The organism is Paraburkholderia sp. JPY465, assembly GCF_050436725.1.
In the GTDB taxonomy this organism is placed as follows: Bacteria; Pseudomonadota; Gammaproteobacteria; order Burkholderiales; family Burkholderiaceae; genus Paraburkholderia; species Paraburkholderia youngii.
The window spans coordinates 2,715,299-2,737,485 of the sequence record NZ_JBNDMT010000003.1; the positions used below are offsets into that span (position 1 = coordinate 2,715,299).

23 protein-coding genes are annotated in these 22,187 nt (G+C 64.1%); 3 read left to right on the forward strand and 20 right to left on the reverse strand.

From position 1 onward, the window contains the following. Positions 1–107: 107 nt before the first annotated feature. From QFZ94_RS27180 to QFZ94_RS27235, 12 genes are all read right to left on the reverse strand, one after another. On the reverse strand, positions 108–1,007 hold the full coding sequence (locus QFZ94_RS27180) for a GDP-mannose 4,6-dehydratase (protein WP_368585871.1): 900 nt from the start codon (positions 1,005–1,007) through the stop codon (positions 108–110). A 1-nt stretch (position 1,008) separates the two neighbouring features. Beyond that, positions 1,009–2,043 carry a GDP-mannose 4,6-dehydratase gene (gmd, locus tag QFZ94_RS27185; RefSeq protein WP_152850929.1) on the reverse strand — a complete coding sequence of 345 codons (1,035 nt, stop codon included), beginning with the start codon at positions 2,041–2,043 and terminating at the stop codon, positions 1,009–1,011. Between the two features lie 236 nt (positions 2,044–2,279). Further along, the gene (locus tag QFZ94_RS27190) at positions 2,280–3,950 is read right to left on the reverse strand and encodes a DUF6311 domain-containing protein (protein WP_429460730.1); all 1,671 of its coding nucleotides are present in this window, start codon (positions 3,948–3,950) and stop codon (positions 2,280–2,282) included. Positions 3,951–4,007: 57 nt separating this feature from the next. Beyond that, positions 4,008–4,427 (reverse strand): GtrA family protein, encoded by a 420-nt coding sequence (locus QFZ94_RS27195; RefSeq protein WP_368585869.1) that lies wholly within the window; start codon positions 4,425–4,427, stop codon positions 4,008–4,010. 79 nt (positions 4,428–4,506) lie between these two features. Further along, a complete protein-coding gene (locus tag QFZ94_RS27200; protein ID WP_152850842.1) occupies positions 4,507–5,247 on the reverse strand; it encodes an SDR family oxidoreductase in 741 nt (246 codons plus the stop codon). Then, positions 5,244–6,572, reverse strand: a complete 1,329-nt coding sequence (locus QFZ94_RS27205) for an FAD-binding oxidoreductase (RefSeq protein ID WP_152850843.1) — start codon at positions 6,570–6,572, stop codon at positions 5,244–5,246. Before QFZ94_RS27205 ends, QFZ94_RS27200 begins: the two co-directional genes overlap by 4 nt. Positions 6,573–6,575: 3 nt before the next feature. Next, complete coding sequence (locus QFZ94_RS27210; RefSeq protein ID WP_152850844.1) at positions 6,576–8,000, reverse strand: UbiA family prenyltransferase; 1,425 nt, start codon at positions 7,998–8,000, stop codon at positions 6,576–6,578. A gap of 162 nt (positions 8,001–8,162) precedes the next feature. Next, positions 8,163–9,074 carry a dTDP-4-dehydrorhamnose reductase gene (gene rfbD, locus QFZ94_RS27215; protein ID WP_152850845.1) on the reverse strand — a complete coding sequence of 304 codons (912 nt, stop codon included), beginning with the start codon at positions 9,072–9,074 and terminating at the stop codon, positions 8,163–8,165. Between the two features lie 9 nt (positions 9,075–9,083). Continuing rightward, a complete protein-coding gene (gene rfbC, locus QFZ94_RS27220; RefSeq protein ID WP_429460733.1) occupies positions 9,084–9,635 on the reverse strand; it encodes a dTDP-4-dehydrorhamnose 3,5-epimerase in 552 nt (183 codons plus the stop codon). Then, complete coding sequence (gene rfbA / locus QFZ94_RS27225; RefSeq protein ID WP_152850847.1) at positions 9,620–10,513, reverse strand: glucose-1-phosphate thymidylyltransferase RfbA; 894 nt, start codon at positions 10,511–10,513, stop codon at positions 9,620–9,622. Before rfbA ends, rfbC begins: the two co-directional genes overlap by 16 nt. A 10-nt stretch (positions 10,514–10,523) precedes the next feature. Further along, a complete protein-coding gene (rfbB, locus tag QFZ94_RS27230) occupies positions 10,524–11,585 on the reverse strand; it encodes a dTDP-glucose 4,6-dehydratase (protein WP_368585864.1) in 1,062 nt (353 codons plus the stop codon). Between the two features lie 357 nt (positions 11,586–11,942). Then, positions 11,943–12,074: an NAD-dependent epimerase/dehydratase family protein gene (locus tag QFZ94_RS27235; protein WP_429460736.1), complete on the reverse strand. Its 132-nt coding sequence runs from the start codon at positions 12,072–12,074 to the stop codon at positions 11,943–11,945. 198 nt (positions 12,075–12,272) lie between these two features. On the opposite strand from QFZ94_RS27235, the gene QFZ94_RS27240 reads away from it, so the two are divergent. Beyond that, positions 12,273–13,145, forward strand: coding sequence for a symmetrical bis(5'-nucleosyl)-tetraphosphatase (locus QFZ94_RS27240; protein WP_429460738.1), 873 nt, complete (start codon positions 12,273–12,275; stop codon positions 13,143–13,145). A 36-nt stretch (positions 13,146–13,181) separates the two neighbouring features. Here the strand turns inward: QFZ94_RS27240 and QFZ94_RS27245 are convergent, their stop codons facing one another. The 8 genes from QFZ94_RS27245 to QFZ94_RS27280 all read right to left on the reverse strand — a co-directional run bounded on the left by QFZ94_RS27245 (position 13,182) and on the right by QFZ94_RS27280 (position 20,259). Beyond that, a complete protein-coding gene (locus tag QFZ94_RS27245) occupies positions 13,182–14,039 on the reverse strand; it encodes a lysophospholipid acyltransferase family protein (RefSeq protein WP_429460740.1) in 858 nt (285 codons plus the stop codon). Between the two features lie 39 nt (positions 14,040–14,078). After that, positions 14,079–15,359 (reverse strand): dihydroorotase, encoded by a 1,281-nt coding sequence (locus QFZ94_RS27250; protein WP_429460742.1) that lies wholly within the window; start codon positions 15,357–15,359, stop codon positions 14,079–14,081. A gap of 73 nt (positions 15,360–15,432) precedes the next feature. Then, positions 15,433–16,458 carry an aspartate carbamoyltransferase catalytic subunit gene (locus QFZ94_RS27255; protein ID WP_008920711.1) on the reverse strand — a complete coding sequence of 342 codons (1,026 nt, stop codon included), beginning with the start codon at positions 16,456–16,458 and terminating at the stop codon, positions 15,433–15,435. A 63-nt stretch (positions 16,459–16,521) separates the two neighbouring features. After that, positions 16,522–17,061, reverse strand: a complete 540-nt coding sequence (gene pyrR / locus QFZ94_RS27260; RefSeq protein ID WP_429460744.1) for a bifunctional pyr operon transcriptional regulator/uracil phosphoribosyltransferase PyrR — start codon at positions 17,059–17,061, stop codon at positions 16,522–16,524. After that, positions 17,048–17,488 carry a Holliday junction resolvase RuvX gene (gene ruvX / locus QFZ94_RS27265; protein ID WP_368585858.1) on the reverse strand — a complete coding sequence of 147 codons (441 nt, stop codon included), beginning with the start codon at positions 17,486–17,488 and terminating at the stop codon, positions 17,048–17,050. Before ruvX ends, pyrR begins: the two co-directional genes overlap by 14 nt. Before the next feature lie 10 nt (positions 17,489–17,498). Beyond that, the gene (locus QFZ94_RS27270) at positions 17,499–18,077 is read right to left on the reverse strand and encodes a YqgE/AlgH family protein (protein ID WP_013088593.1); all 579 of its coding nucleotides are present in this window, start codon (positions 18,075–18,077) and stop codon (positions 17,499–17,501) included. Positions 18,078–18,385: 308 nt separating this feature from the next. Beyond that, positions 18,386–19,792, reverse strand: a complete 1,407-nt coding sequence (locus QFZ94_RS27275; protein ID WP_429460747.1) for a hypothetical protein — start codon at positions 19,790–19,792, stop codon at positions 18,386–18,388. Positions 19,793–20,088: 296 nt separating this feature from the next. Next, positions 20,089–20,259 carry a rubredoxin gene (locus QFZ94_RS27280; RefSeq protein ID WP_006047743.1) on the reverse strand — a complete coding sequence of 57 codons (171 nt, stop codon included), beginning with the start codon at positions 20,257–20,259 and terminating at the stop codon, positions 20,089–20,091. Positions 20,260–20,557: 298 nt separating this feature from the next. Between QFZ94_RS27280 and QFZ94_RS27285 the strand changes: the two genes are divergently transcribed. Both QFZ94_RS27285 and cysC read left to right on the forward strand, forming a co-directional pair. Continuing rightward, positions 20,558–21,421 carry a hydroxymethylpyrimidine/phosphomethylpyrimidine kinase gene (locus QFZ94_RS27285; RefSeq protein WP_368585856.1) on the forward strand — a complete coding sequence of 288 codons (864 nt, stop codon included), beginning with the start codon at positions 20,558–20,560 and terminating at the stop codon, positions 21,419–21,421. Positions 21,422–21,535: 114 nt separating this feature from the next. Continuing rightward, on the forward strand, positions 21,536–22,174 hold the full coding sequence (gene cysC / locus QFZ94_RS27290; protein ID WP_429460749.1) for an adenylyl-sulfate kinase: 639 nt from the start codon (positions 21,536–21,538) through the stop codon (positions 22,172–22,174). Positions 22,175–22,187 lie beyond the last annotated feature (13 nt).

Genomic DNA, 22,187 nt, shown 5'->3' on the forward strand with positions numbered 1-22,187 from the left:
ACGGCCGCAATGGTATGAGTCCGCACTGTTTAGCGCCAGCCACCCGCCAACGGGGCAGACGCTGCTGGCTTTCCCCAGCGCGGCCGCTCGCCAGGCAGCGCTGGCGCTTACAATCGCGGGTCTTCGCCGCCAACCATCCATTTGATGGTTTCGGAAAAGTCGAATGGCTGCACGCCGGGCACGAGACGACGCAATTTCTCGGTCGAACCCACCAGGACTCTGACCTCGTTGGCCCGAACGAACGCCGGATTGACACGCACCTCGAGCTGGTGTCCGGAGACCTCGCTCACTGCCTCGAGCACTTGCTGAAGCGTATAAGGCTTGCCGCTGCACACATTCACTACCTCGGATTCGACATTCGACTCCAGCAGTCCGCGATAGACCTTCGCGACCGTGCGCACGTCGGAAAAGTCGCGCGCCACATCCAGATTGCCTAATTCGATGACAGGCAGTCGCTTGACGAAGTGCGAAACGATCTTTGGGATCAGGAAACGCTCAGCCTGGCCACGCCCGGTGTAGTTGAACGGACGCACGATCACGATCGGCAACCGGTCAAACCACGTCTTGACCAGATGCTCCATCGCAAGCTTGCTGGCCGCGTAATGATTAATGGGCGCCGGGATCACACCTTCGTCGATCACGCCGCCGGAATTGCCATAGACGTTCGCGCTGCTGACAATCAGAATCTTGTCCGGCCGGTGGCCGACGTCGGCGCAGGCCTGAAGCAGATTGAGCGTACCAAGCACGTTGACCCGGTACATGTCGAGTGTCACTTCGTGCGCGACGAAGCTGATTGCAGCCAGATGCGCGATGCAATCAGGGCGGACCGCCTCGATCACGCGACGGCAATCGTCGAGCGACGTGATGTCGAGCTGCAGCTCGCTTCCTTGCCGAAGATCGCCGACACAGGTACCCGTCACCTCATACCCGGCGCTCAGCAGTTCCTCGCGAAGATAAGCGCCCGTAAAGCCATGGGCACCTGTGATCAAGACGCGGCGCATAGGCATATCAGAACGAGAAACCAATCTGGTTGCGGCGCCGATCCGACTCGACCATCAGTGTGCACAACTCTTCGAGCGTAGTGCGTGGCGTCCAGCCAAGTTTTTCCTTCGCCTTGGTGGCGTCGCCGATCAACAGATCGACTTCCGCCGGACGATAGAACTCCGGATTCACACGCACCAGTACCTTGCCGTTGGATACGTCGAGCCCTTCTTCTTTCTCCGCCTTGCCACGCCACTCGATGTCCGTGCCGATAGCACGGAAGGCCATCGATACGAAATCGCGCACGGTCTCAGTGCGGTTGGTCGCAAGAACGAAGGTGTCCGGCTCGTCGGCTTGCAGCATGCGGTACATGCCTTCGACGTATTCCTTCGCGAAACCCCAGTCGCGCTTCGCGTCGATATTGCCGAGTTCCAGCACGTCGAGCTTGCCGAGCGAAATCTTGGCGACCGAGTCCGTAATCTTCCGTGTGACGAATTCACGGCCGCGCAGCGGCGATTCGTGATTGAACAGAATGCCGCTCGAGCCAAAAATATCGTAAGACTCGCGATAATTGACCGTGATCCAGTGTGCGTAAAGTTTCGCTACGCCGTACGGACTGCGCGGATGGAACGGGGTGTCTTCCTTTTGGGGGATCGCCTGCACCTTGCCGAACATTTCGGAGGTGGACGCCTGATAGAAGCGAATCGAGCGATCGACGATGCGGATCGCCTCGAGCACGTTCAGCGCCCCGACACCGGTGATCTCAGCCGTAGTGGCCGGCTGCTGGAACGACACGCCGACGAAGCTCTGCGCCGCCAAGTTATACACCTCGCGCGGCTTGGCCATTTCGAGCAGGCGAATCGTTGCGCCGAGATCGGTCAGGTCGTGCTCGACCAGATGAAGCTTCGGATGCTGCAATACACCCACTTCATCGAGACGCCAAAAGTTGACCGAGCTGGTACGCCGATACGTGCCATAGACGTCGTAGCCACGTTCGAGGAGCAATTGCGTCAGATACGCACCATCTTGCCCGGTAATGCCAGTCACCACAGCGCTCGTCAAGTCCTTCTCCTTCAGTAAGCCGCTCACGCAAGTCCCCGCGTTGAGCATGGGTAATAATGAACGCCGATTATAGCCGACGGGGCAACCCTGCCGGGGCGCCGAGATAGTCGCGGACGGCGCACGTGCCAGCTGCCGACCGATTCCGCTGGGTATCGATGGACGGGCTCCGGGACCGAATCCGCCGGCACGCTGACACGCGACGAGCATGCGATTCGCCCCGGCACCGAGTCCGTCACTCAGCCCGCGAACGCGCACCACGCTGGCAGAAGCTCGATCTTCCTGGCGGTAAGCGCGCGCTCGCAAGACTGGGTGATGACGAGCCCGTGCGCGTCCAGCGTGTCCTGGATGTGATCCCGGCCGGAATAGCGCAGGTTCTCGCGCACATTCGGCGCTGGAGAAATGCTTACGCGCCGCCCTGCCAGCTCGGCAGTGAGCGGCGCAAATACATCCTTGTTCGTTTCGATGTCCGGGACGTCGATAAAGATCGGCCCTCTGAAGCCGCTAGCCAACACGTACGCTGCCACCGTCCTGGCCACTGCAACCCCGGCCGGCAGCGTCGGCGGGGGCGCGCCACGCCTGAGGACCAATACCGACCTGATATCTTCGAATTGCACGACAGTGAGCAGAGCGACGACGAGCGCGAACACGGTGATGCCGGACCGCCACGATCCGCTCGATCGGGCGCGCACATGCCGGTAGAGGTTCGAGAATACGACGAGCAAAACCGGATAGACCACGAACCATCCATAGCGCCCCGAGGCGCGGAAGGGCGACACCAGCCCCAGTAACGCGCGTGGAAGCTCGATTCCGAACACCAGCGAGGAGCCCAGATAGACCTGATTCGAAAGACTCAGTATCGTCAGCGCCAGCCATAGCGACCAGACGGGTGCGTCGACGCCTGCAACGATCCGGCGCCCGAGCATGAACCCCGCCATCAGGACGAACAGCAAGAGGCCGAGACCGAGATATTGATAACCCTCGTACTGTCCGGCAGTGCCGATCGGCAGCGTCGATACATACCTCGACGTATCTTCTCCGTCTGCGCCTAGCGGATTGATGAACGCATTCAGGTTCATCGAGTAGAAGCCGAAGCCGCTGCTGTCATCACGGAAATGCTGGAAATAGCCGGCCGCGAACATTGCCGACAGCATGAGCGCGAGAATGATGCAAGCCTGACGCGCAACGAAGCGCAGCGTTGCCGTATCAGCGCGGTAGCTGCATGGACGCCACTGTGTCAGCACCGCCATCAGCACGAGAGGCGGCGTGAAATAGAAGTGCGTGAATACCGAAAAGACGATTAGCGCGAGAAAAATGCGCAACCGGTCGCTAGACGTCATCGACGCGGACAGAAGCGTGCCCCAACCGATGATGATCAGAAAATGCGGCAACAGGTTGAGATGGCCTACCCGGTAGTAAAACGTCGGCAGAAGCCCGATCAACAGCGCGCCCAGGAACGCGCACACCGATGAGACTGCGAGCTGCCTCAGCGCCCAATAAATGGACCAGAATTGCAGCAACGCGCACAGATAAACCCAGGCGCCGTAGGTCTGCGCCGCCGGGCCGAGGAACGGCGCGAGCAACTTCGTGACGATCGCCAATAGCAGGTTACCGTCCATGAACACGATGTTTGCGCCCACCGGAAAATCGCTCGTCTCGATATGTCCTAGCGGAAACTGCCACGACGAGCTACGGAACAGGTTGAGCGCGGCCAGATTCCTCCGGTAGTCGCCGAGGTACAACCATTCGAGATGCGAAGGATGCAATGCCGACAGACCCATCCAACCGTCAAAGATGAATACCGATACCGCCAACAGCAGCGCGTACGCGACGAGATCGAGCGATACGCGCGGCGCACGCTTGGGTGCGGGCGCATCGACGAGGCCATTCGGTCTTGAATCGACGGACATGGATCGAAGACGTCCAGTGACGATGATTCGGATGCGGGGCGCCGCCGCACGCTTGCATCAGGCAAAGACGAACCGCCTGTCGAGTCGGTACTTCACGACATAGCCGATCGTCAGGCCGATGGCGCCGCCGAGGAAGCGTGCCGGCTCGGAATGAAAGATGGCGTCGGCGCCAAACTCGAATCCCCAGAAGATGAACGTGGTCGCCACGCCCATCAACGAATACAGAAAGAAGCTCGCCACCCCATGCGAAAGATTATTGTGGCGGTAGCGAAAAATCCAGATCTTGTCGAGGACGAACTTCAGTACGAGACCGCCTCCGGTGCCGACCACCACCGAGAGCATGACGTCGAAAGGACCCTCGTACACAATCAGCGACAGCTTTTGCAGGCCGATGTTCACGACGATCGACAGGGCCGCGAAGACTGCATAAAGAATGACGAGGTGGGGGGTGGCGAGAGGTTTGGCCGATGAATTCACGGTATCGTTGCGTTGATCTATCGACTGTCTGAAAGCGGTCGGCCTGCGCGAGCGCGACTGGCCCGCCGGCCGGCTTCCATTACAGCGACAGCCGGTTGAAGATGCGGCGCGGAATCGAGCGAATGATCAGCATAATGCCCGCCCAGAACCACGGGGTATACAGCACGTCGCGGTGACGCGCCACGGCCTTCACGATGTCGGCGGCCACAGCCTGCGGTGTCGCCACGAGCGGCTTGGGCAACGGCAGGCCCTGCGTCATCGGTGTAGCGACGAAGCCAGGCTTGATCGTCACCACATGTCCACCGACCTTTTTCAGGCGTGCATTGAGTCCTTCGCAGAACGTGGCAAGTGCGGCTTTCGCACTGCCGTAAAGGTAGTTCGACGGACGTCCACGATCGCCGGCGACCGAGGCGATCACCGCCAATGTGCCGCTGCGCTGTTCCTCGACGATATTAGCGAAACGCGTCAGTAGCGCGATCACCGAAACGACGTTCGTCGTGAACTCGCGCACCGCGACGGCTGCGTCGCGCTCGCATTCGCGCTGATCGGGCAAGGTGCCCGGCGCAACCAGCACGATGTCGATGCTGCCGAGAGCGGCCCGGCATGCCTGCACGACCGCCTCCTGCGCGCCGAGATCGTCGATATCCAACTGGTGGCAGCTAACGAACCCGGCGCCGCGCGCCTTCAGATCGTCGGCGGTTTCCTGAAGGCGCCGCGCGTTGCGGGCGACCAGCGCGAAGCGTACACCCGGTCCATTCCATGCACGCGCGCAGGCCGAAGCGATGGCCGAAGTGGCTCCAATGATGACGATGTTCTTCATGAGCGAGTCGTTCGTTCCCAGAATCGAGAAAGCAAAGCAGGATCCCTCAGTGTCTCCAGGTCGGTCCACCGCGGGTAGGCCGCGCGGAAATCCTCCCCCGACATGTGCGCATCCTTTGCCGGATACAGACGTCCACCGCTCGCGCGGACGATCGCGTCGAGCGTATCGAACAGGCGCCGGTTGGACGCCTCGCGCTGCGGGAAGTCGAGCGCCAGCGAAGTGCCCTCCCGCGGAAAGGAAAGCCACCCCGGCGACCGAAGATCACCGCACCGCTTGAGCACGGCAAGAAACGAGCCGGTGCCGCTGCGCGAAATCGCATCGAGCACGTCGCGTATCGCCGCGCGCGCGCAATCTGGCGGGATTACGCATTGATATTGCTGGAAGCCGGAGCGTCCATAGATGCGGTTCCACTGCAGTAGCGCGTCGAGCGGATAGAAATAGCTATCGTATCCGACCTTCGCCTTGGTCTCGCCAGCGGCCTGGCGGCGATAATACGCCTCGTTGAAAAGACGCAGCGTCAGTTTGTTGAACACAGGAACGGGCGAGACGATGGGGACCGTGTGCTTTTTGCGGCGCTCGACTGCGAGCGGCCCTTCCGGCGCATGATCGCCGACCATGAAAATCCCCCGTCCCAGCGCCGCGCCACGGCTCTGGCAATCGATCCACGCGACGCTGTATTCATGATGCGGATCGAGGCGCTCGGACAGGACGAAGAATTCGTCGACATTGTCGAAGCGGATGCTCGATACATCCATCAGGCTCGTGCGGATTCGCATCAGTTGAATCTCGACCCACGTGATCAGTCCCGTGAGCCCCAGTCCGCCGATAGTCGCACCGAAAAAATCGGGCTCGGCGTCCGTCGCGTTTCTGGGCGCGCATTCGCGCTCGCTGCCATCGCTGCGCAACAGGCCGAAGCGGCGCACATGACGGCCGAAGGTGCCTCGGACGTGATGGTTCTTGCCGTGAACATCGTTGGCCACAGCGCCACCAAGCGTCACATATTTGGTTCCCGGCGTGACCGGCAGCATCCAGCCGCGCGGAATCGCGAGCTCGAGAATCGTCTCCAGCGTGACGCCCGCCTCGGCGCGCAGCACGCCACTCGACGCGTCGAAGTCGATGAGCCTATCGAGACCCCGCATGCACACGACCTGGCCCGAGGACGCGAGACAGCTGTCGCCGTAGCTGCGGCCCTGGCCGAATCCGAGCGTCGTGCCGCTAGCCGACGCCGCCGAGCGCCAGGCTGGCGCTACGCCGTCGCGCCACGCCGGTGTGTGCGGATTCTGCGGCGCATAGGGATAAAGCCCCCAGGACTGAACGTGCGCCATGTTTCAGATGGCCAGCCAGAACACGACAGCGCACAACCCGATGACGGCCCAGCTACCTCGATCCTTGGCGGCGAAAACGACAGGATCGTCGTGCATCTGGCCACGATGGGCGATGATCCAGATACGGCTGACCCAATAGAGCAGAAGCGGACAGGCCAGCCAGATGAACTGGGGATGGCGATACAGCAAAAGCGTGTTGGCGTCCTGGATATACAGCGCCAGCACCAGCACGGATAGATAGCCAGCCGCCGCTCCGAGCGATGAGACCAGCGAAAGATCACCCGCCACATATCCCCGGCCCCGCGACGTGACGAGCCCGCGCGCCTGCAGCAGGTGCAGTTCGGCAAAGCGCTTGACCAGGGCGAGACTGAGGAAAATGAACATCGAGAAAGCGAGCAGCCAGAAGCTCAGCCGTGCATCGATGGCCGCGCTCCCCGCCACGATTCGCGATGTGTAGAGGCAAGCGAGCGCCACGACGTCCACCATGACGTGCCGCTTCAGATAGAAAGAGTAGGCGAGCGTCAGCGCGTAGTAGGCGATCAGCGCCAAGGTGAATCGGTACGGCAGTAACGCGTGGGCGATTCCGAACCCGATCACCAATAGAACCGGAAACAACATCGCGCCCTGCCATAGCGGCAAGGTTCCTGCCGCGAGCGGGCGCCGACGCTTGGTCGGGTGGTGCCGATCGTCCTCGAGATCGAGCAGATCATTCAGCAGGTAGACGCTCGATGCGCACAGCCCGAACGATATGAAACCGAGGGCGGCCATGGCGAGCAGATGCATCGACGTTGCCTCGTGCGCGGCCAACAGCGGCAAGAAAATCAGCAGGTTCTTGAGCCACTGATGTAACCGCAGTGACTTCGCCCACACCCGGGTGCGAGGCGGACGCGTCTCGATGACGGTCTCGACGTTGCCCCGCCTGCGCGCGACCCGCTCGACGCCGACCGATGGGTTGACCACGTAGGCGCGGTCGGCAACCTCCCACACGGGAACGTCCGCATGCGAATTGCCGGCGTAGTCGAAGCCCTTTTCGCTGAATTCCGCGACCAGCCGATCCCGCTTGTTGCGCGAGCTCAGGTTCACGTTGCCATTGGTCGCGAAGGTTTGGTCGAACAGACTCAGGTGATCGGCAATCGCATGCGCGAAGCGCTCATGGCTCGCGGTGGCAAGCACGAGGCGGCGACCGGCGGCGCGCTCCTGCTTGAGCCAGTCCAGGACCGTCTCGTCATAGGGCAGCACCGTCACGTCGATATTGGTCGTCTGCGCGAGACGCGACTTGAGCCCAGGCTTGCCAAAGCGCAACAGCCAGAGTAGCGGCTCATAAAAACGGTGAGGCGCGGCTTTGAAAAATGCGAATGCGCTTTCGATCAGCACATCGGAGCGCATCAGCGTTCCGTCGAGATCGACTACGAGGGGCTTTTGACTCATTTGAGCGGGCCTAAACAGAGAAAAGTGTGATCACGCGAAACGCTCTTCCGCTCCCCCACTCCCCGAATGATGGCAATCGCTGGCGGCCAACAAGGATCTCGTTCGCCGAGTGATATTTACACCGCCCTTCCCGGCATAGGGTTGGCAACATGGGCGCCCGCATTATGCGAGGCGCTCGTCGCGCGACAGGCACAACTTCAACGCCTCCTTCCAATGCGGCGCGGCGAGCCCGAACACACGCGCCAGTTTGTCGTTCGACATCCTCGAATTGGCGGGGCGCTTTGCGGGCGTCGGGTAGTCCGCGGCCGGAATCGGCAGCGTGTTCGGCCTGTTCGGCAAATCCGCGAGTTCGAAGATGGCCGACGCGAAGCCGTGCCACGACGTCGAGCCGCCCGCGCACAGGTGATAGATGCCGGAACGCTCGTTCCACCACTTCACGCCGTCTTCGGCGGCGAAGCCCTGCGCGCACAGATGCGCGGTCAGCGTCGCGATCGTGTTGCACCACGTGGGCGCGCCGAACTGGTCGGCCACCACCTTCAACTCGGCACGATCGGCGCCTAGCCGCAGCATCGTCAGCAGAAAGTTCTTGCCGCGCGTGCCGTACACCCAGCTGGTGCGCAACACGAGATGATTGACGCCGCTCGCCGCGATTGCCTGCTCGCCCGCGAGCTTGCTGGCACCGTAGACGTTCTGCGGATCGGTCGGATCGTCCTCGACGTACGCGCCTTCCTTGGCGCCGTTGAACACGTAGTCCGTCGAATAGTGGATCAGCGCGGCGCCGACCTTTCTCGCTTCGTCGGCGAGCACGCCCGGCGCTTCGCCGTTGATGCGCATTGCCAGCTCGCGCTCCTCGTCGGCCTTGTCCACCGCCGTGTACGCGGCCGGATTGACGATCAGCGCGGGACGCAGCTCGCGCACCACTGCGCGAATCTGATCGAGGTTCGACAGATCAAGCCGTGTGCGATCGACCGCCACCACGTTGCCGAGCCCTTGCAGCGTGCGAGCGAGCTCATAGCCGACCTGGCCGTTTACGCCGGTGACGAGAATCGTCCGTGTCGCGTGGTGTGCGCTCATGCGATCCCCTTATGCGTAGACTTCGGCGTCGGCGAGACGCTTGCCCGCCGCATCCTTGGCCGCGAGCAGCGGCTCGAAGTCGATCGGCCATTCGATGCCGATCGCCGGATCGTTCCAGGCGATGCTGCGCTCGTGTTCCGGGAACCAGTAGTCGGTGGTCTTGTACAGGAACTGCGCGGACTCCGACAGCACGACGAAGCCGTGCGCGAAACCGGGCGGCACCCACAGCTGCCGGTGGTTCTCCACCGACAACGTCACGCCGACCCACTTGCCGAAGTTCGGCGAACTCTTGCGGATGTCGACGGCGACGTCCAACACCTCGCCCTCGACCACGCGCACGAGCTTGCCCTGTGCATGCTGGATCTGATAGTGCAGACCGCGCAGCACGCCGCGAGCCGAGCGCGAGTGATTGTCCTGCACGAACTCGACGCCCGGCTCGACTTTCTCGGCGAATTCGAGCGCATTGAAGCTTTCGAAGAAAAAGCCGCGCGCATCGCCGAACACCTTCGGCTCGATGATCTTGACTTCGGGCAGCGAGGTTGGGGTTACCTGGATGGCCATGCGACTCGATCCGTCAGAATGTTTTGCAGGTACTGGCCGTAGCCATTTTTCGCGAGCGGCCTGGCGAGCGCGAGCAGTTGCTCGCCGTCGATCCACTGGCGCCGGTACGCGATCTCTTCCGGACACGCGACCACCAGACCCTGGCGCTTCTGCAGCGTCGCGATGAAGGTCGCGGCTTCGATCAACGAGTCGTGCGTGCCGGTGTCGAGCCACGCGTAACCGCGGCCCATGATCTCGACGTTGAGCGCCGCGTTCGCGAGGTAGCGCGAGTTCACGTCGGTGATTTCGAGCTCGCCGCGCGCGGACGGCTTGATGTCCGCGGCGATGTCGCAGACCTGCTTGTCGTAGAAGTACAGGCCGGTGACCGCGTAGTTCGAACGCGGCTTGGCGGGCTTTTCCTCGATCGACAACGCGCGGAACTGCTTGTCGAATTCGACCACGCCGTAGCGCTCCGGGTCCTGCACGTGATATGCGAACACGGTGGCGCCTTCGGTCTGATCGTCCGCGCGTTCGAGCTGCTTCGCGAGATCGTGGCCGTAGAAGATGTTGTCGCCGAGAATCAGCGCCGACGGATCGTTGTTCACGAACTCGCGGCCGATGATGAACGCCTGCGCGAGCCCATCCGGCGACGGCTGCACCGCGTACTGGATGTTCATGCCCCACTGGCTGCCGTCGCCGAGCATCGCCTCGAAGCGCGGCGTGTCCTGCGGCGTGGAGATGATCAGCACGTCGCGAATACCCGCCACCATCAGCGTGGACAGCGGGTAGTAGATCATCGGCTTGTCGTACACCGGCAGCAGCTGCTTGGAGACGACGTGCGTGATCGGATACAGGCGAGTGCCCGAACCGCCCGCGAGAATAATGCCTTTGCGCGCCATTGCCGTGCCTTTACGCGCGCTGCGCGTAGTTGGTCTCTACCCACTTCCGGTATTCGCCCGAAGCGACTTCGTCGACCCATTGCTGGTTGTCGAGATACCACTGGACCGTTTTGGCGAGCCCCGTCTCGAACGTTTCCGCCGGCTTCCAGCCGAGTTCCCGCTCGAGCTTGCGGGCGTCGATCGCGTAACGGCGGTCGTGGCCCGGACGATCCGTCACATAGGTGATCTGGTCGCGATAGGAGCCCGCCGCCTTCGGACGCTGCTGGTCGAGCAGGTCGCACAGCGTGTGCACGACCTCGAGATTCTTCTTCTCGTTCCAGCCGCCGACGTTGTACGTCTCGCCCGGCGTGCCGCGCGCGAGCACTTCGCGGATCGCGCTGCAATGGTCGCCGACGTACAGCCAGTCGCGCACGTTCTGCCCGTCGCCATACACCGGCAGCGGCTTGCCGCCGAGCGCGTTGGCGATCATCAGCGGAATCAGTTTTTCGGGGAACTGGTACGGACCGTAGTTGTTCGAGCAGTTGGTGGTCAGCACCGGCAGGCCATACGTGTGATGGTAGGCACGCACGAGGTGATCCGAGCCGGCCTTGGTCGCCGAATAGGGGCTATTCGGCGCATAAGGCGTCGTTTCGGAGAACTGCGGATCGGTTGCGGACAGCGAGCCGAACACTTCGTCGGTCGACACGTGCAGGAAGCGGAATGCGGCGCGCTCCGCTTCACCCAGCGTGTTCCAGTAGCTGCGCGTCGCATCGAGCAACGTGAAGGTGCCGACCACGTTGGTCTGCACGAAATCGGCCGGACCGTGAATCGAGCGATCCACATGGCTCTCGGCCGCGAAATGCAGCACGGCGCGCGGCTTGTGTTCGGCCAATAGCGCGTCGAGCGCAGCGCGATCGCAGATGTCGACGCGCGCGAAAATGTGTTTGGAATTGCCCTGTAGCGACTTCAGCGTGCCCAGGTTGCCGGCGTAGGTCAGTTTGTCTACGTTGAGCACCGCTTCGTCCGACGCATTCAGCCAGTCGAGCACGAAATTGGCGCCGATAAATCCGGCACCGCCCGTTACGAGGATCATGTAATTCCCTTGTGGGTGTGAGCGGCGCCCGAAATCGACTCGCCGACCTTCTCACGATGCGTAATGGTTTCCGATTCTGCAGCAATCCGTTGCATTCGCTTGTGCGCAAGCATACGCTCGGACGCTATTCTTATGATGACCCGATTATACGGTTGTCCACGCCAAAAATTCGAATTCAACCATTTGAAACAGCCTCACCATTCTGGCTGCCGTTTGCTGTCCTAGTGACTGTTTATGCGGTCGCTAACACGAACCGAGCACAGAAACGCCATGACATGTCGCGCTCGACACCGTTAATGGATCGTATCCAGTCGACCGGACGCCGCCGCGGCGTGTGCTGTGCCCTGCGTGTCAGGCTCACCCGCCCCACACCGCTTCGATCACGGTGTGCCCACGCCCGCTCAACTTCTCGACCAGATAGCGGCCGGTAAAACCGTTCGCACCGGTGACGAGCGTGCGAAACAATTGCTTCGCGACGGGAGACGACATGCTGGCTTCGTTCACGAGAGAGTCATCCTGTTGTTGTATTGGAATAGCGCACGCGGTCCATGCGAGGTTGTCCGCGTCCCACAACGTGATCGCGCAATATCCGAACCCCAAACCGGCTATTATGTCACGCTAGCTTGCTGCTCTGCCGTGGCACGCGTCGTGCAACACCGCGCGTATCGAATCGACCTGATTTCCTCGATGACACCCCACAACGCTTCCAGTACGTCCGCTCCCCTCGTTCCCCTTGCTTTCGGCGATCTGCAAGGCTGCCGCGCGCCGTTTCAGCAACTGCTCGCCAAAGCCGCGCCGCCGGACGGCACACCGCTGTGGTTCGCCGGCGATCTGATCAACCGCGGTCCCGACTCGCTCGACACTTTGCGGGACGTCATCGCGTTCGGCGAGCGCGCGGTGCCGGTGCTCGGCAATCACGATCTGCATCTGCTGTCGGTGTCGGCGGGGATTCGCAAGTCGAAGAAAGGCGACACGATCGAAGACATCCTCGCCGCGCCCGATGCTGCCGATCTGCTGGAGTGGATTCGCCACCGGCCGCTCGCGCATTTCGACAACGGCATGCTGATGGTGCATGCGGGCGTGCTGCCGCAATGGGATACGACGCTGACGCTGGAACTCGCCGACGAATTGCAGCGCGCGCTGCGTGCGCCGAACTGGAAAGAAACGCTTGCCGGCCTGTACGGCAACGAGCCGAACCGCTGGAAGCCGGGCCTGAAGGGAATCGAGCGTCTGCGCGTGACGTGCAGCGCGTTGACACGCATGCGCTTTTGCAGCGCCGATGGGGTGATGGATTTCAGCAGCAGCGGCACGCTCGCATCCACGCCGAGCGGTTGCATGCCATGGTTCGACGTGCCGTCGCGCCAGACCGCCGACGTGACCGTCGTGTTCGGTCATTGGGCCGCGCTGGGCCTGATGCTGCGCGATAACCTGATCGGCCTCGATTCGGGTTGCGTGTGGGGGCAGAAGTTGTCGGCGGTACGGCTCGCACAAAATCCGTCAGAGCGTACGTTGACGCAGGTCGATTGCGATTCGTGCGGCGTGCCGCGCGGGGGCAATTGAACAGAAGGCGGCGACGCTGCCCGGCAGCACCGCCGCTCAGGCCGAGCGGCGCGGCTGATCGACGGGCTCGATCAGCGTTTCCGGCGTCTCGGCGGCGTCGCACGACGGCGCGGCAGTTGCCACGTCGCCCTCTTGCGCGACTGTCCCCGCCACTGCGTTGCCGGCCTGCATGTCCCGCAACGCGTTCGCCACCACGTTCTGAGCCTGCGCCGCGAGCACCCGCCGGTCGGCGTTCGGGGCGAGCGGTGCGCCGACATAGACGTGAGCGGTTAGCGGACCGCCACGCAACAGCATGTCGAGCGAGTCGGACAATGACACATCGTCGATATACGCGGGTGCGGTCGACTGCCGGCCCTGCGCATCCTCGTACATGATGCACAGCGGCTGCACCGGCACACCGGCCGACACCGCCGCCTGGAACATGTTCGCGTGAAAGGGCAGCAACTCGAGCCCGTTCGACGTCGTGCCTTCGGGGAACACGCACATCAGTTCACCCGCACTGAGCCGATCGGCGAGTTCGTGCATGATCCGCTTCGCGTCGCTGCGCTTCTCGCGCTGGATGAACACCGTATCGAGCTGCTGCGCGAGCCAGCCGACCACTGGCCATTGCCGGATCTCCGCCTTCGACACGAACGGCGTCGGCCGCCACGCGTTGATCACGTAGATGTCGATCCACGAGACGTGATTGGCGACGACGAGCGCGCCACGATCGAGCCGCACCGCATCGTTATGCACGACGAGGCGCATGCCGCACAGCCGCAGCATCTTCAACGACCACGCGCGATTGAGCGCGTGTCGCCGCTCGGCGCTCGCGTTCGGAAAGCGCGTCGCGACGGTCCACATGCCGTGCAGCAGATGCGTGATGAGACGGATCTTGCGTAACGCGAGCTTCATGGCCGGAGCTTTCCTTGACTGGACCGAGACGATACCCGCTCAGCGCTGTTCGTACGCGAGCTGACCGGACACGACGGTCGCGCGCACCTGCGCCGGCAGCTCGTAGCCGAGGAACGGCGTGTTGTGCCCCTGGCTCTTCAGCGCGCGCGGCTCGACGCGCCAGTGAGCATGACGGTCGAACACGCAGAGGTCGGCCACCGCGCCGACCGCGATGCGGCCAGCCGCTTCGAGGCTGAGCACCTGCGCCGGCGCCGCGGTGATGCGATTGAGCGCGCTCGCGAGCGGCACGCCCGCTTCGTCGGCCCACTTGACCGTCAGCGACAGGAACAGTTCGAGGCCGGTTGCGCCGGGCGTCGCTTCGGCGAACGGCAGCAGCTTTTCGTCGTCGTCGACCGGCGTGTGCGCCGAGCAGATCGCGTCGATCGTGCCGTCGACGAGGCCTGCGCGGATCGCTTCGCGATCGCGCTGTTGACGCAGTGGCGGATCGAGCCTGAACTGCGCGTCGAAATAGCCGATGTCGAGGTCGATCAGATGCACGTGGTTGACCGTGACGTCGCACGACACCGGCAGGCCTTCGGCCTTCGCCGCGCGCACGAGCGCGACGCCCGCCGCCGACGACACATGCGACACATGCACACGCGCGCCGGTCACGCGCACGAGTTCGAAGATCGTATGCAGCGCGATCGTTTCGGCCGACACCGGCACGCCCGACAGACCGAGCCGCGACGCCAGCGCGCCGCTCGCGGCGACGCCGCCCTTGCCGAGGTACGCATCGACGGGACGCAGCCACACGGTGAAGCCATAGGTCTTCGCGTATTGCAGCGCGCGCATCAGCACCTGGGTATCGACGATCGGCGTGTCGGCCTGCGAGAAGCCGACGCAGCCCGCCTCGGTCAGCTGGACCATCTCGGTGATGACTTGCCCCTTCAGACCGACCGTCAGCGCACCGAGCGGATACACGTGCGCCTTGTTCAGATTGCGCGCGCGGAACTTCAGCATTTCGACGAGGCCCGGCTCGTCGAGCGTCGGATCGGTGTCCGGCGGACATACGAGGCTCGTCACGCCGCCCGCGAGCGCCGCGGCCATTTCCGAGCCGAGCGTCGCCTTGTGCTCGTAGCCCGGCTCGCGCAAACGCGCGCACAGGTCGACGAGACCCGGCGCGATCGACAGACCGTGGGCGTCGATCGTGCGCTCCGCCTGGAAGCCGGCCGGCGCCTGGCCGAGAGCGGCGATCTTGCCCGCCTCGATAAAAATGTCCTGCTGCTGTTCGGTGCCCGCTGCCGGATCGATCAGCGTGCCGCCTTGAATATGAATCTTCATGCGCTGCCTTTGTTAAACCTGTGGTTCAGCCCTGTGGTTCAGCCTATCGTTCGGCTTCCCGGTCAGTCGTCGCTCAGTCGTTATTGCCCGCGACGATCCCCATCACCGCCATGCGCACCGCGATACCGAACGTCACCTGATTCAGGATCACCGATTGCGGGCCGTCCGCGACCTGCGAGTCGATCTCGACGCCGCGGTTCATCGGACCGGGATGCATCACGATCGCATCGGGGGCGGCGAGCGCGAGTCGCTCGGGCGTCAGCCCCCAGCTCTTGAAGTACTCCTGCGACGACGGCAGCAACGCGCCGCTCATGCGTTCGTTCTGCAGGCGCAGCATGATGATCACGTCGACATCCTTCAGCCCTTCGTCGAGGTTGTGGAACACGCGCACGCCCATCTGTTCGAGGCCGCCCGGCAGCAGCGTGCGCGGACCGATCGCGCGCACTTCGGGCACGCCGAGCGTGGTCAGCGCATGAATGTCCGAGCGCGCGACGCGCGAATGCAGGATGTCGCCGACGATCGCCACGCGCAGCTTCGTGAAGTCTTTCTTGTAGTGGCGGATCGTGTACATATCGAGCAGACCCTGCGTCGGGTGCGCGTGACGGCCGTCGCCGGCGTTGATCACGTGCACGTGCGGCGCGCAGTGCTGCGCGATCAGGAACGGCGCGCCGCTCGACGCATGACGCACGACGAACAGATCGGCGTGCATCGCCGACAGGTTGTTGATCGTGTCGAGCAGCGATTCGCCCTTGCTCGTCGACGACGCGTTGATGTTCAGATTCAGCACGTCGGCCGACAGCCGCGTGGCCGCGATCTCGAACGTGGTACGGGTGCGCGTGGAGTTCTCGAAGAACAGGTTGAACACCGACTTGCCGCGCAGCAGCGGTACCTTCTTCACTTCGCGATCGGTCACGCTGACGAACTGGTCGGCGGTCTCGAGAATGTGATTGACGATGGCCTTCGGCAAGCCCTCGATCGACAGCAGATGCTTGAGCTCGCCGTTCTTCGTGAGCTGCGGGTTGCCCTTCAGGAAGCCGTAGCGGAAGCGCTCGGATGCGCTAGCGGAGGAATCTTGCGGAGCCTGGGTGGCGGTGTTCATGATGTACCTGCTTCAAATACGGGCGTCAACGTGATCGAGGTCGGCGCGTCGCTCGCGCGAGTTTCAATCGACGCGTGCTTCAGTGTGAAAAGAGAACCGCTGGCCGCCCGCGCCGTCGTCTTCGTGGGCCAGCACGAGCGTCGCGTCGGCCGGCACGTCGACCACGCCGCCGACGAAGCGCGCCGCCACCGGCAACTCGCGTCCGCCGCGATCGGCGAGCACCGCGAGTTCGACTGATGCCGGCCGGCCATAGTCATACAGCTCGTTTACCGCCGCGCGAATCGTGCGGCCCGTGTACAGCACGTCGTCGACCAGCACGATGCGGCTGCCATCCACCGCGAACGGCAGCGAGGTCGGGCTCGCCTGCGAGTGCAGCCCTTTCTTCGCGTAGTCGTCGCGATGCAGCGCGACATTCACCACGCCGAAGCTCGCCAGGTGCAGGTCGCGCGCGAGCCGCTCGGCGAGCCATGCGCCGCCGCTATGGATACCCGCTAGCACCGCCGCCTGGGCGCCGTCGTGCGCTGCGGCGAGCTGGTCGCCATAGGCCGCGCGAATCTGGTCGAGCAACGCGCGATACAGCGCTTCGGCGTCAATGGAACTCATGATCGTCGGAAAGTCCGTCAAGATATTGCTGGAGGATGATGCTCGCGGCTTCGGCATCGAGCATGTCGGCGCGGGCGTTGCCGGCGCGGATTTCCGCCTCGGCCTCGACCGACGAATAGCGCTCGTCGACCCACGTGACCGGCAGATTGAAGCGGCCGTTCAGCTGGTTGCCAAAGCGCTTCGCGAGTTGGGTGCGTTCGTGCGGCGTGCCGTCGGGGTGCATCGGCAGGCCGACCACCAGCGCATCGGGCTTCCATTCGGCAATCAGCTTGCCGAGCGCCTCGAAACGGTAATCCTTGCTGCGGTTCTGCACGACGACGAGCGGCCGCGCGCGGCGCGTCAGCGAATTGCCGACCGCCACGCCGATGCGTTTCACGCCGTAGTCGAACGCAAGCAGCGTCGCCTCACGTCCGGCCGGCAGATTCATGCGCGGCCCCTCATGCGTGCCCGGCCTCGCCCGACAGCATCGACAGCGACACGCCGAGCAGCGCGAGCGCCGCTTCGAGACGATCTTCGGCCGGCACGTCGAAGACGATCTTCGGATCGGCCTCGACCGTCAGCCAGCCGTTCTTCGAGATTTCGTCTTCGAGCTGACCGGCGCCCCAGCCGGCGTGGCCGAGCGTCAGCAGAAAACGCTCGGGACCGTTGCCGCTCGCAACGGCCTCGAGCACGTCTTTCGACGTGGTCATTTCGAGCCCGCCCGGCACCGACATCGACGACGTGTACGCGCTGCCGCCTTTCGGATCGTGCAGCACGAAGCCGCGCTCGGTTTGCACCGGGCCGCCGAAATACACGGGAACATGGAGAAGAGGTTCGATCTCGAGCTTCAGATCGATGCGATTGAAGAGCGCTTCCAGGTCGATATCGGTCGGCCGGTTGATCACGAGGCCGAGCGCGCCGCGCTCACTGTGATCGCAAAGGTAGACCACCGTTCCTGAAAACGTCGGATCGGCCATGTTCGGCATGGCGATCAGGAACTGGTTGGTCAGATTGATGCGATCGGTACTCTTGGACATAGTTCGGATTTTAGCAAAGACGATGCGCGATGGCGGGCTGCTTTGAGCATGGCAACGCGTTGGGTTGCACGCTACGTGCGGCGTCATCGACGCCGGATCAAGTTCCACTCTATCACGCGCGCGACTTGCGCCATGCCGCGATCAGGCGCCGAAACACCGCGTAGAACGGCAGGTTTGACGCGCGTCGCGTAGTAGCGCAATTGTGACTTGTCACAATGGGTTTCAGCGGATTCGGCACGCGTCGGTCGAGACGTAGCCGACGCAATTCGCGCGCCACGTCGCGCGTTTGGTTCAAGTTTGCTTGCGCTTCACGCGCCGCCCTGCTCGATTGCGCGCGTGAGCGCGGCGAGCGCCGCCTGCGTGGAGCTGCCCCCGGCCGGCCCAACACCCGCGGCGACCTTGTGCAGCGACGCGCGCAACGCCTCGGCGGCCTGTTCGAGCGTGTCGGCCGCCGGCGCGCCGACGATCACGTGTACGCGCACCGCCGGCGTCGCGACCGCCGCATGCGCACGACGTCGCCATGCGAGCCCGAGCGCATCGGCGAGCAGGGCCACGTGACCAAGGCCGAGCGCGCAGGCGGCCGAGCCGAGCCGGTAGGCGGCGTCGCCCGCCTGCAGCGCTTCACTCGGGTCGGCTTTCTCCGGCTGATCGGCCGCGCGGGCATGGGCGGCGAGCGCCTCGATCGACGCTTCGGCGGTCTGCAGGAAATCTTCGTATGCGTTCGCGTTGACGCTCAGCGCGCCGAGATCACGCGTGTGCGGCAGCGACTGCGCTTCGAGCGCGCGCGCCTCCCACAGCGCTTCCGACGACTGCGTGCCGGCGACGTGCCAGTCGACGGTCAAGCCGTAATCGTGCAGCACCTCGACCTGGTCGGCGTCTTGCGCGGCCGCGCCGAACAGCGCGTAGTCGCGCCACAGCAGCGCGAGCGTGGCGCGCACCAGCGAACGCGGCGCCCGCTCGATGCCGCGCGCGTGATCGGCGAGCGCCAGGTTGCAGCGCGCGTAGAAGCGCCGTGCGTCGATATCGCGAATTGCATGGCCGCGCGCGCGCAGCGCCTTGGCGCAGGCGCGCGCGAGCCGCCAGAAGTCGTAGGGATCGGGGCCGGCGAGTTCGGCGAAGACGGCGTCGAGCTCGTCGAGCGCGGCGTTCGTGACCGCAAGCGCCACCGCGCTACCCGTGTCGGCCTGCGAGCGCAGCACCGGCAGCAGAGCGCGCTCGTAGCGTGCCCGCAGATGCGCCAGCTGGTCGGCGGATTGCGCGTGCAGCGACGCGGGCGGCACCGGCCGCGCGCACAGCGCGAGGTCTTCGAACGCGACGGCGGCGCCCGGCGTGGGTTCGACGAGTTGCGCGCACAACTCGCGGTAGTGGTTGAACAGCGTCGGCGAGCAGCTGAGCTCACGCAGATTGTGACGTTCGAGCGCCGCGCGGAAGTCCCGCAGCGCCGCGCCGAACACCGGCCGGGCGCTTTGCGCTTCGGCCGACTCGTCGCTCGCGAGCGGCGAGAGGCGCACCAGCGCGTCGGCGAAACGCTGCGCGCTGAGCCAGCCCGCCGTGCGCAATGCATGCGACGCGCGCAGCAGCGCGGCGCCGCTCTCGTGGCGCTGCTCAAACGCGAGCGACGCCTCGGCGAGCGCAAGTTCCGCGGAGCGGACAGCGCCGCCGCGCGGATTCGGCAGTGCATCGATGGAAACGGGTGCAGCGGATCGAAGAGTCATGGGCAGGCGACACGAAGCTGACGGCGCCGTCGCTTCGCGCCGCGTGCCGAGTGAGCGGCCACCGCGCGAACCGGCGACAGGACAATGACAGACTACCGTTGCGACACGACGCGTCCGGCGATGTTCCGCGCCAGCGCGCTCTGACAGGCGCCGGGCGCGCCGGACGCATCAAGCGATTGCAGCAATTGTGCGGTGGAGACACCGCTCACCTTCGGGATTGAAGCTCAGGGTTCAGGTTGGGGACCGAACCTCGGGACCCCGTTTGGAGGCCGAAGCTTGCGGCGGGTTGCCGTGCTTCAGATCTGGACCATTTCGAAGTCTTCCTTGCGCGCTCCGCACTCAGGACACGTCCAGTTGATGGGCACGTCTTCCCAGCGCGTGCCCGGCGCAATGCCTTCGTCGGGCAAGCCGGCCTCTTCGTCGTAAATCCAGCCGCAAATCAGGCACATCCAGCTTTGATATTCCATTCTTTTGTCGCGTCGTTGAGTCCGTGGAAACGGGAGCCATGATGGTACCGTGTTGCCGCCCCCATGCCTAGCAATCGAAAACGCGCAATCGTAGCGTGGACCGGCCTTCGGCGGGGCGCCCACGCGCCGTGCCGGCGCCGCTTGCGGCGTCTTGCCACGCGTTGGGCGGGTGCCAGCGGCACCGTAGAGTGGGCCCTCGGGCAAGCTGCGCGAAAAAACGCCCTGTCAACGGTTTAGGCCGCATAATTGAGCCACTTGCGCACTGTGCGCCGAAATCCTGCTTTTCTCATCCATTTTCATGCCCAGCGACACGCCTCCGATCGTCCTCACCTTCGGCCTCTCCGATCCCACTGGCGGCTCCGGCCTGCAGGCGGACCTGATGACACTTGCCAGCATGGGCTGCCACGGCGTCTCCGTGCTCACGGGCTACACCGTGCGCGACTCGGCGAGCTGCGATGAAGTGACGGGCCTTGACCCGGACATCGTCGCGACGCAGGCGCGCATGCTGCTCGAGGACATGCCGATCGCCGCCTTCAAGGTCGGCGCGTGCACGCGCGCCGAAGTGGTCAGCGCGATCGCGGAAGTGGTGGCCGACTACGACGATGTCCCGCTGATCCTCGCCCCGGACTTCACGCTCGACGACGAACACGTGCTCGCCGCCGACGAACTGCGCGAAGCCATCGCCGATCTGCTCGCACCGCAAACCACACTGCTGGTCGCCGACGCGTCGACGCTGCTCGCGCTTGCGCAGCCCGACGGCGACGCCGAGGCGCCGAGCCTCGACGCCGCGATCTCGCACCTGCTGTCGCAGGGCTGCGAATACATTCTGTCGACGGAAACCGGCACGCACCGGCTCGTCAACACGCTCTTCAGCGAGGACGGCCAGTTGCGTCAGGATATGTGGGACCGCGCGCCCCATCGGCTGACAGGCCTGACCGATACGCTCGGCGCAGCGATCGCCGCGCTGCTCGCCAACGGCCAGGAGCCCGCGGAAGCGGTGCGCGAAAGCCAGGAGTATCTGTATCAGGCGGTGCGCAATGCGTTCCGACCCGGCATGGGGGCGTACATGCCCGATCGGTTCTTCTGGGCACGCAGCAGCGACGACGACGAAACCCCGCCCGCGCAAGGCAAGGGCGCAGCGCCCGGGGAAGCGCGGCACTGACCTGGTCATTCATCGGTAATCGATCGCGGATTCCACGGAACGCCCGCACAACGCTGGCACGTGGCGACAAGGCTGGCACTGCGAGTGAGCCAGAGGAGTCAGGAGAACTTTTACATGAAAGAGCCGCCCAGCTTCGTGCAACGCTTCCCCGGCAAAATCGCGGCGCAGGACCGCCTGCGCATATTCGATCAGACGCCCGCCACGATCTGGCTGACCGGCCTGTCCGGCGCCGGTAAATCGACACTGGCGTTCGCGCTCGAGGAGCGGCTGATCGCGCTCGGTCATGCCTGCTATGTGCTCGACGGCGACAACATCCGCCAAGGTCTGGCGAGCGATCTGGGCTTCGAGCGCGACGACCGGCGCGAAAACATCCGCCGCGTCGCGCACGTCGCCCAGTTGATGAACGACGCGGGTTTGATCGTGATCACCGCGCTGATTTCACCGCTACGCGAAGACCGCGCAATGGCGCGCGAGATCATCGGAGCAGACAAGTTCGTCGAAACCTACGTCTCCGCCTCGCTCGCCACCTGCGCGAGCCGCGATCCCAAAGGTCTTTACGCGAAGGCGAGGTCAGGCGAGATCAGCTCGTTCACCGGCGTATCGGCACCCTATGAAGCACCGATCGATCCCGACCTGCACGTCGACACCGGAACGCTGAGCCCCGCGCAAAGCGTCGCGCAGATCTTCCACTACCTGCGCGAAAAGTGTCTCGGAGGATCGGCTCAGCGTACGGCTCACGCCGCGGGCGCCTGATCCGGATTCGGGG

What these genes read in the sequence shown, in the direction of transcription:
- QFZ94_RS27200 (WP_152850842.1), bottom strand. Translation starts at nt 5,247, where the DNA reads ATGAAGAACATCGTCATCATTGGAGCCACTTCGGCCATCGCTTCGGCC.
- QFZ94_RS27240 (WP_429460738.1), top strand. Translation starts at nt 12,273, where the DNA reads ATGACACCCCACAACGCTTCCAGTACGTCCGCTCCCCTCGTTCCCCTT.
- rfbB (WP_368585864.1), bottom strand. Translation starts at nt 11,585, where the DNA reads ATGATCCTCGTAACGGGCGGTGCCGGATTTATCGGCGCCAATTTCGTG.
- QFZ94_RS27255 (WP_008920711.1), bottom strand. Translation starts at nt 16,458, where the DNA reads ATGAACACCGCCACCCAGGCTCCGCAAGATTCCTCCGCTAGCGCATCC.
- QFZ94_RS27190 (WP_429460730.1), bottom strand. Translation starts at nt 3,950, where the DNA reads ATGTCCGTCGATTCAAGACCGAATGGCCTCGTCGATGCGCCCGCACCC.
- QFZ94_RS27235 (WP_429460736.1), bottom strand. Translation starts at nt 12,074, where the DNA reads ATGTCGTCTCCCGTCGCGAAGCAATTGTTTCGCACGCTCGTCACCGGT.
- rfbC (WP_429460733.1), bottom strand. Translation starts at nt 9,635, where the DNA reads ATGGCCATCCAGGTAACCCCAACCTCGCTGCCCGAAGTCAAGATCATC.
- ruvX (WP_368585858.1), bottom strand. Translation starts at nt 17,488, where the DNA reads ATGAATCTGCCGGCCGGACGTGAGGCGACGCTGCTTGCGTTCGACTAC.
- pyrR (WP_429460744.1), bottom strand. Translation starts at nt 17,061, where the DNA reads ATGAGTTCCATTGACGCCGAAGCGCTGTATCGCGCGTTGCTCGACCAG.
- QFZ94_RS27180 (WP_368585871.1), bottom strand. Translation starts at nt 1,007, where the DNA reads ATGCCTATGCGCCGCGTCTTGATCACAGGTGCCCATGGCTTTACGGGC.
- QFZ94_RS27205 (WP_152850843.1), bottom strand. Translation starts at nt 6,572, where the DNA reads ATGGCGCACGTTCAGTCCTGGGGGCTTTATCCCTATGCGCCGCAGAAT.
- QFZ94_RS27250 (WP_429460742.1), bottom strand. Translation starts at nt 15,359, where the DNA reads ATGAAGATTCATATTCAAGGCGGCACGCTGATCGATCCGGCAGCGGGC.
- QFZ94_RS27210 (WP_152850844.1), bottom strand. Translation starts at nt 8,000, where the DNA reads ATGAGTCAAAAGCCCCTCGTAGTCGATCTCGACGGAACGCTGATGCGC.
- QFZ94_RS27285 (WP_368585856.1), top strand. Translation starts at nt 20,558, where the DNA reads ATGCCCAGCGACACGCCTCCGATCGTCCTCACCTTCGGCCTCTCCGAT.
- rfbA (WP_152850847.1), bottom strand. Translation starts at nt 10,513, where the DNA reads ATGGCGCGCAAAGGCATTATTCTCGCGGGCGGTTCGGGCACTCGCCTG.
- QFZ94_RS27275 (WP_429460747.1), bottom strand. Translation starts at nt 19,792, where the DNA reads ATGACTCTTCGATCCGCTGCACCCGTTTCCATCGATGCACTGCCGAAT.
- QFZ94_RS27280 (WP_006047743.1), bottom strand. Translation starts at nt 20,259, where the DNA reads ATGGAATATCAAAGCTGGATGTGCCTGATTTGCGGCTGGATTTACGAC.
- rfbD (WP_152850845.1), bottom strand. Translation starts at nt 9,074, where the DNA reads ATGAGCGCACACCACGCGACACGGACGATTCTCGTCACCGGCGTAAAC.
- QFZ94_RS27270 (WP_013088593.1), bottom strand. Translation starts at nt 18,077, where the DNA reads ATGTCCAAGAGTACCGATCGCATCAATCTGACCAACCAGTTCCTGATC.
- cysC (WP_429460749.1), top strand. Translation starts at nt 21,536, where the DNA reads ATGAAAGAGCCGCCCAGCTTCGTGCAACGCTTCCCCGGCAAAATCGCG.
- QFZ94_RS27245 (WP_429460740.1), bottom strand. Translation starts at nt 14,039, where the DNA reads ATGAAGCTCGCGTTACGCAAGATCCGTCTCATCACGCATCTGCTGCAC.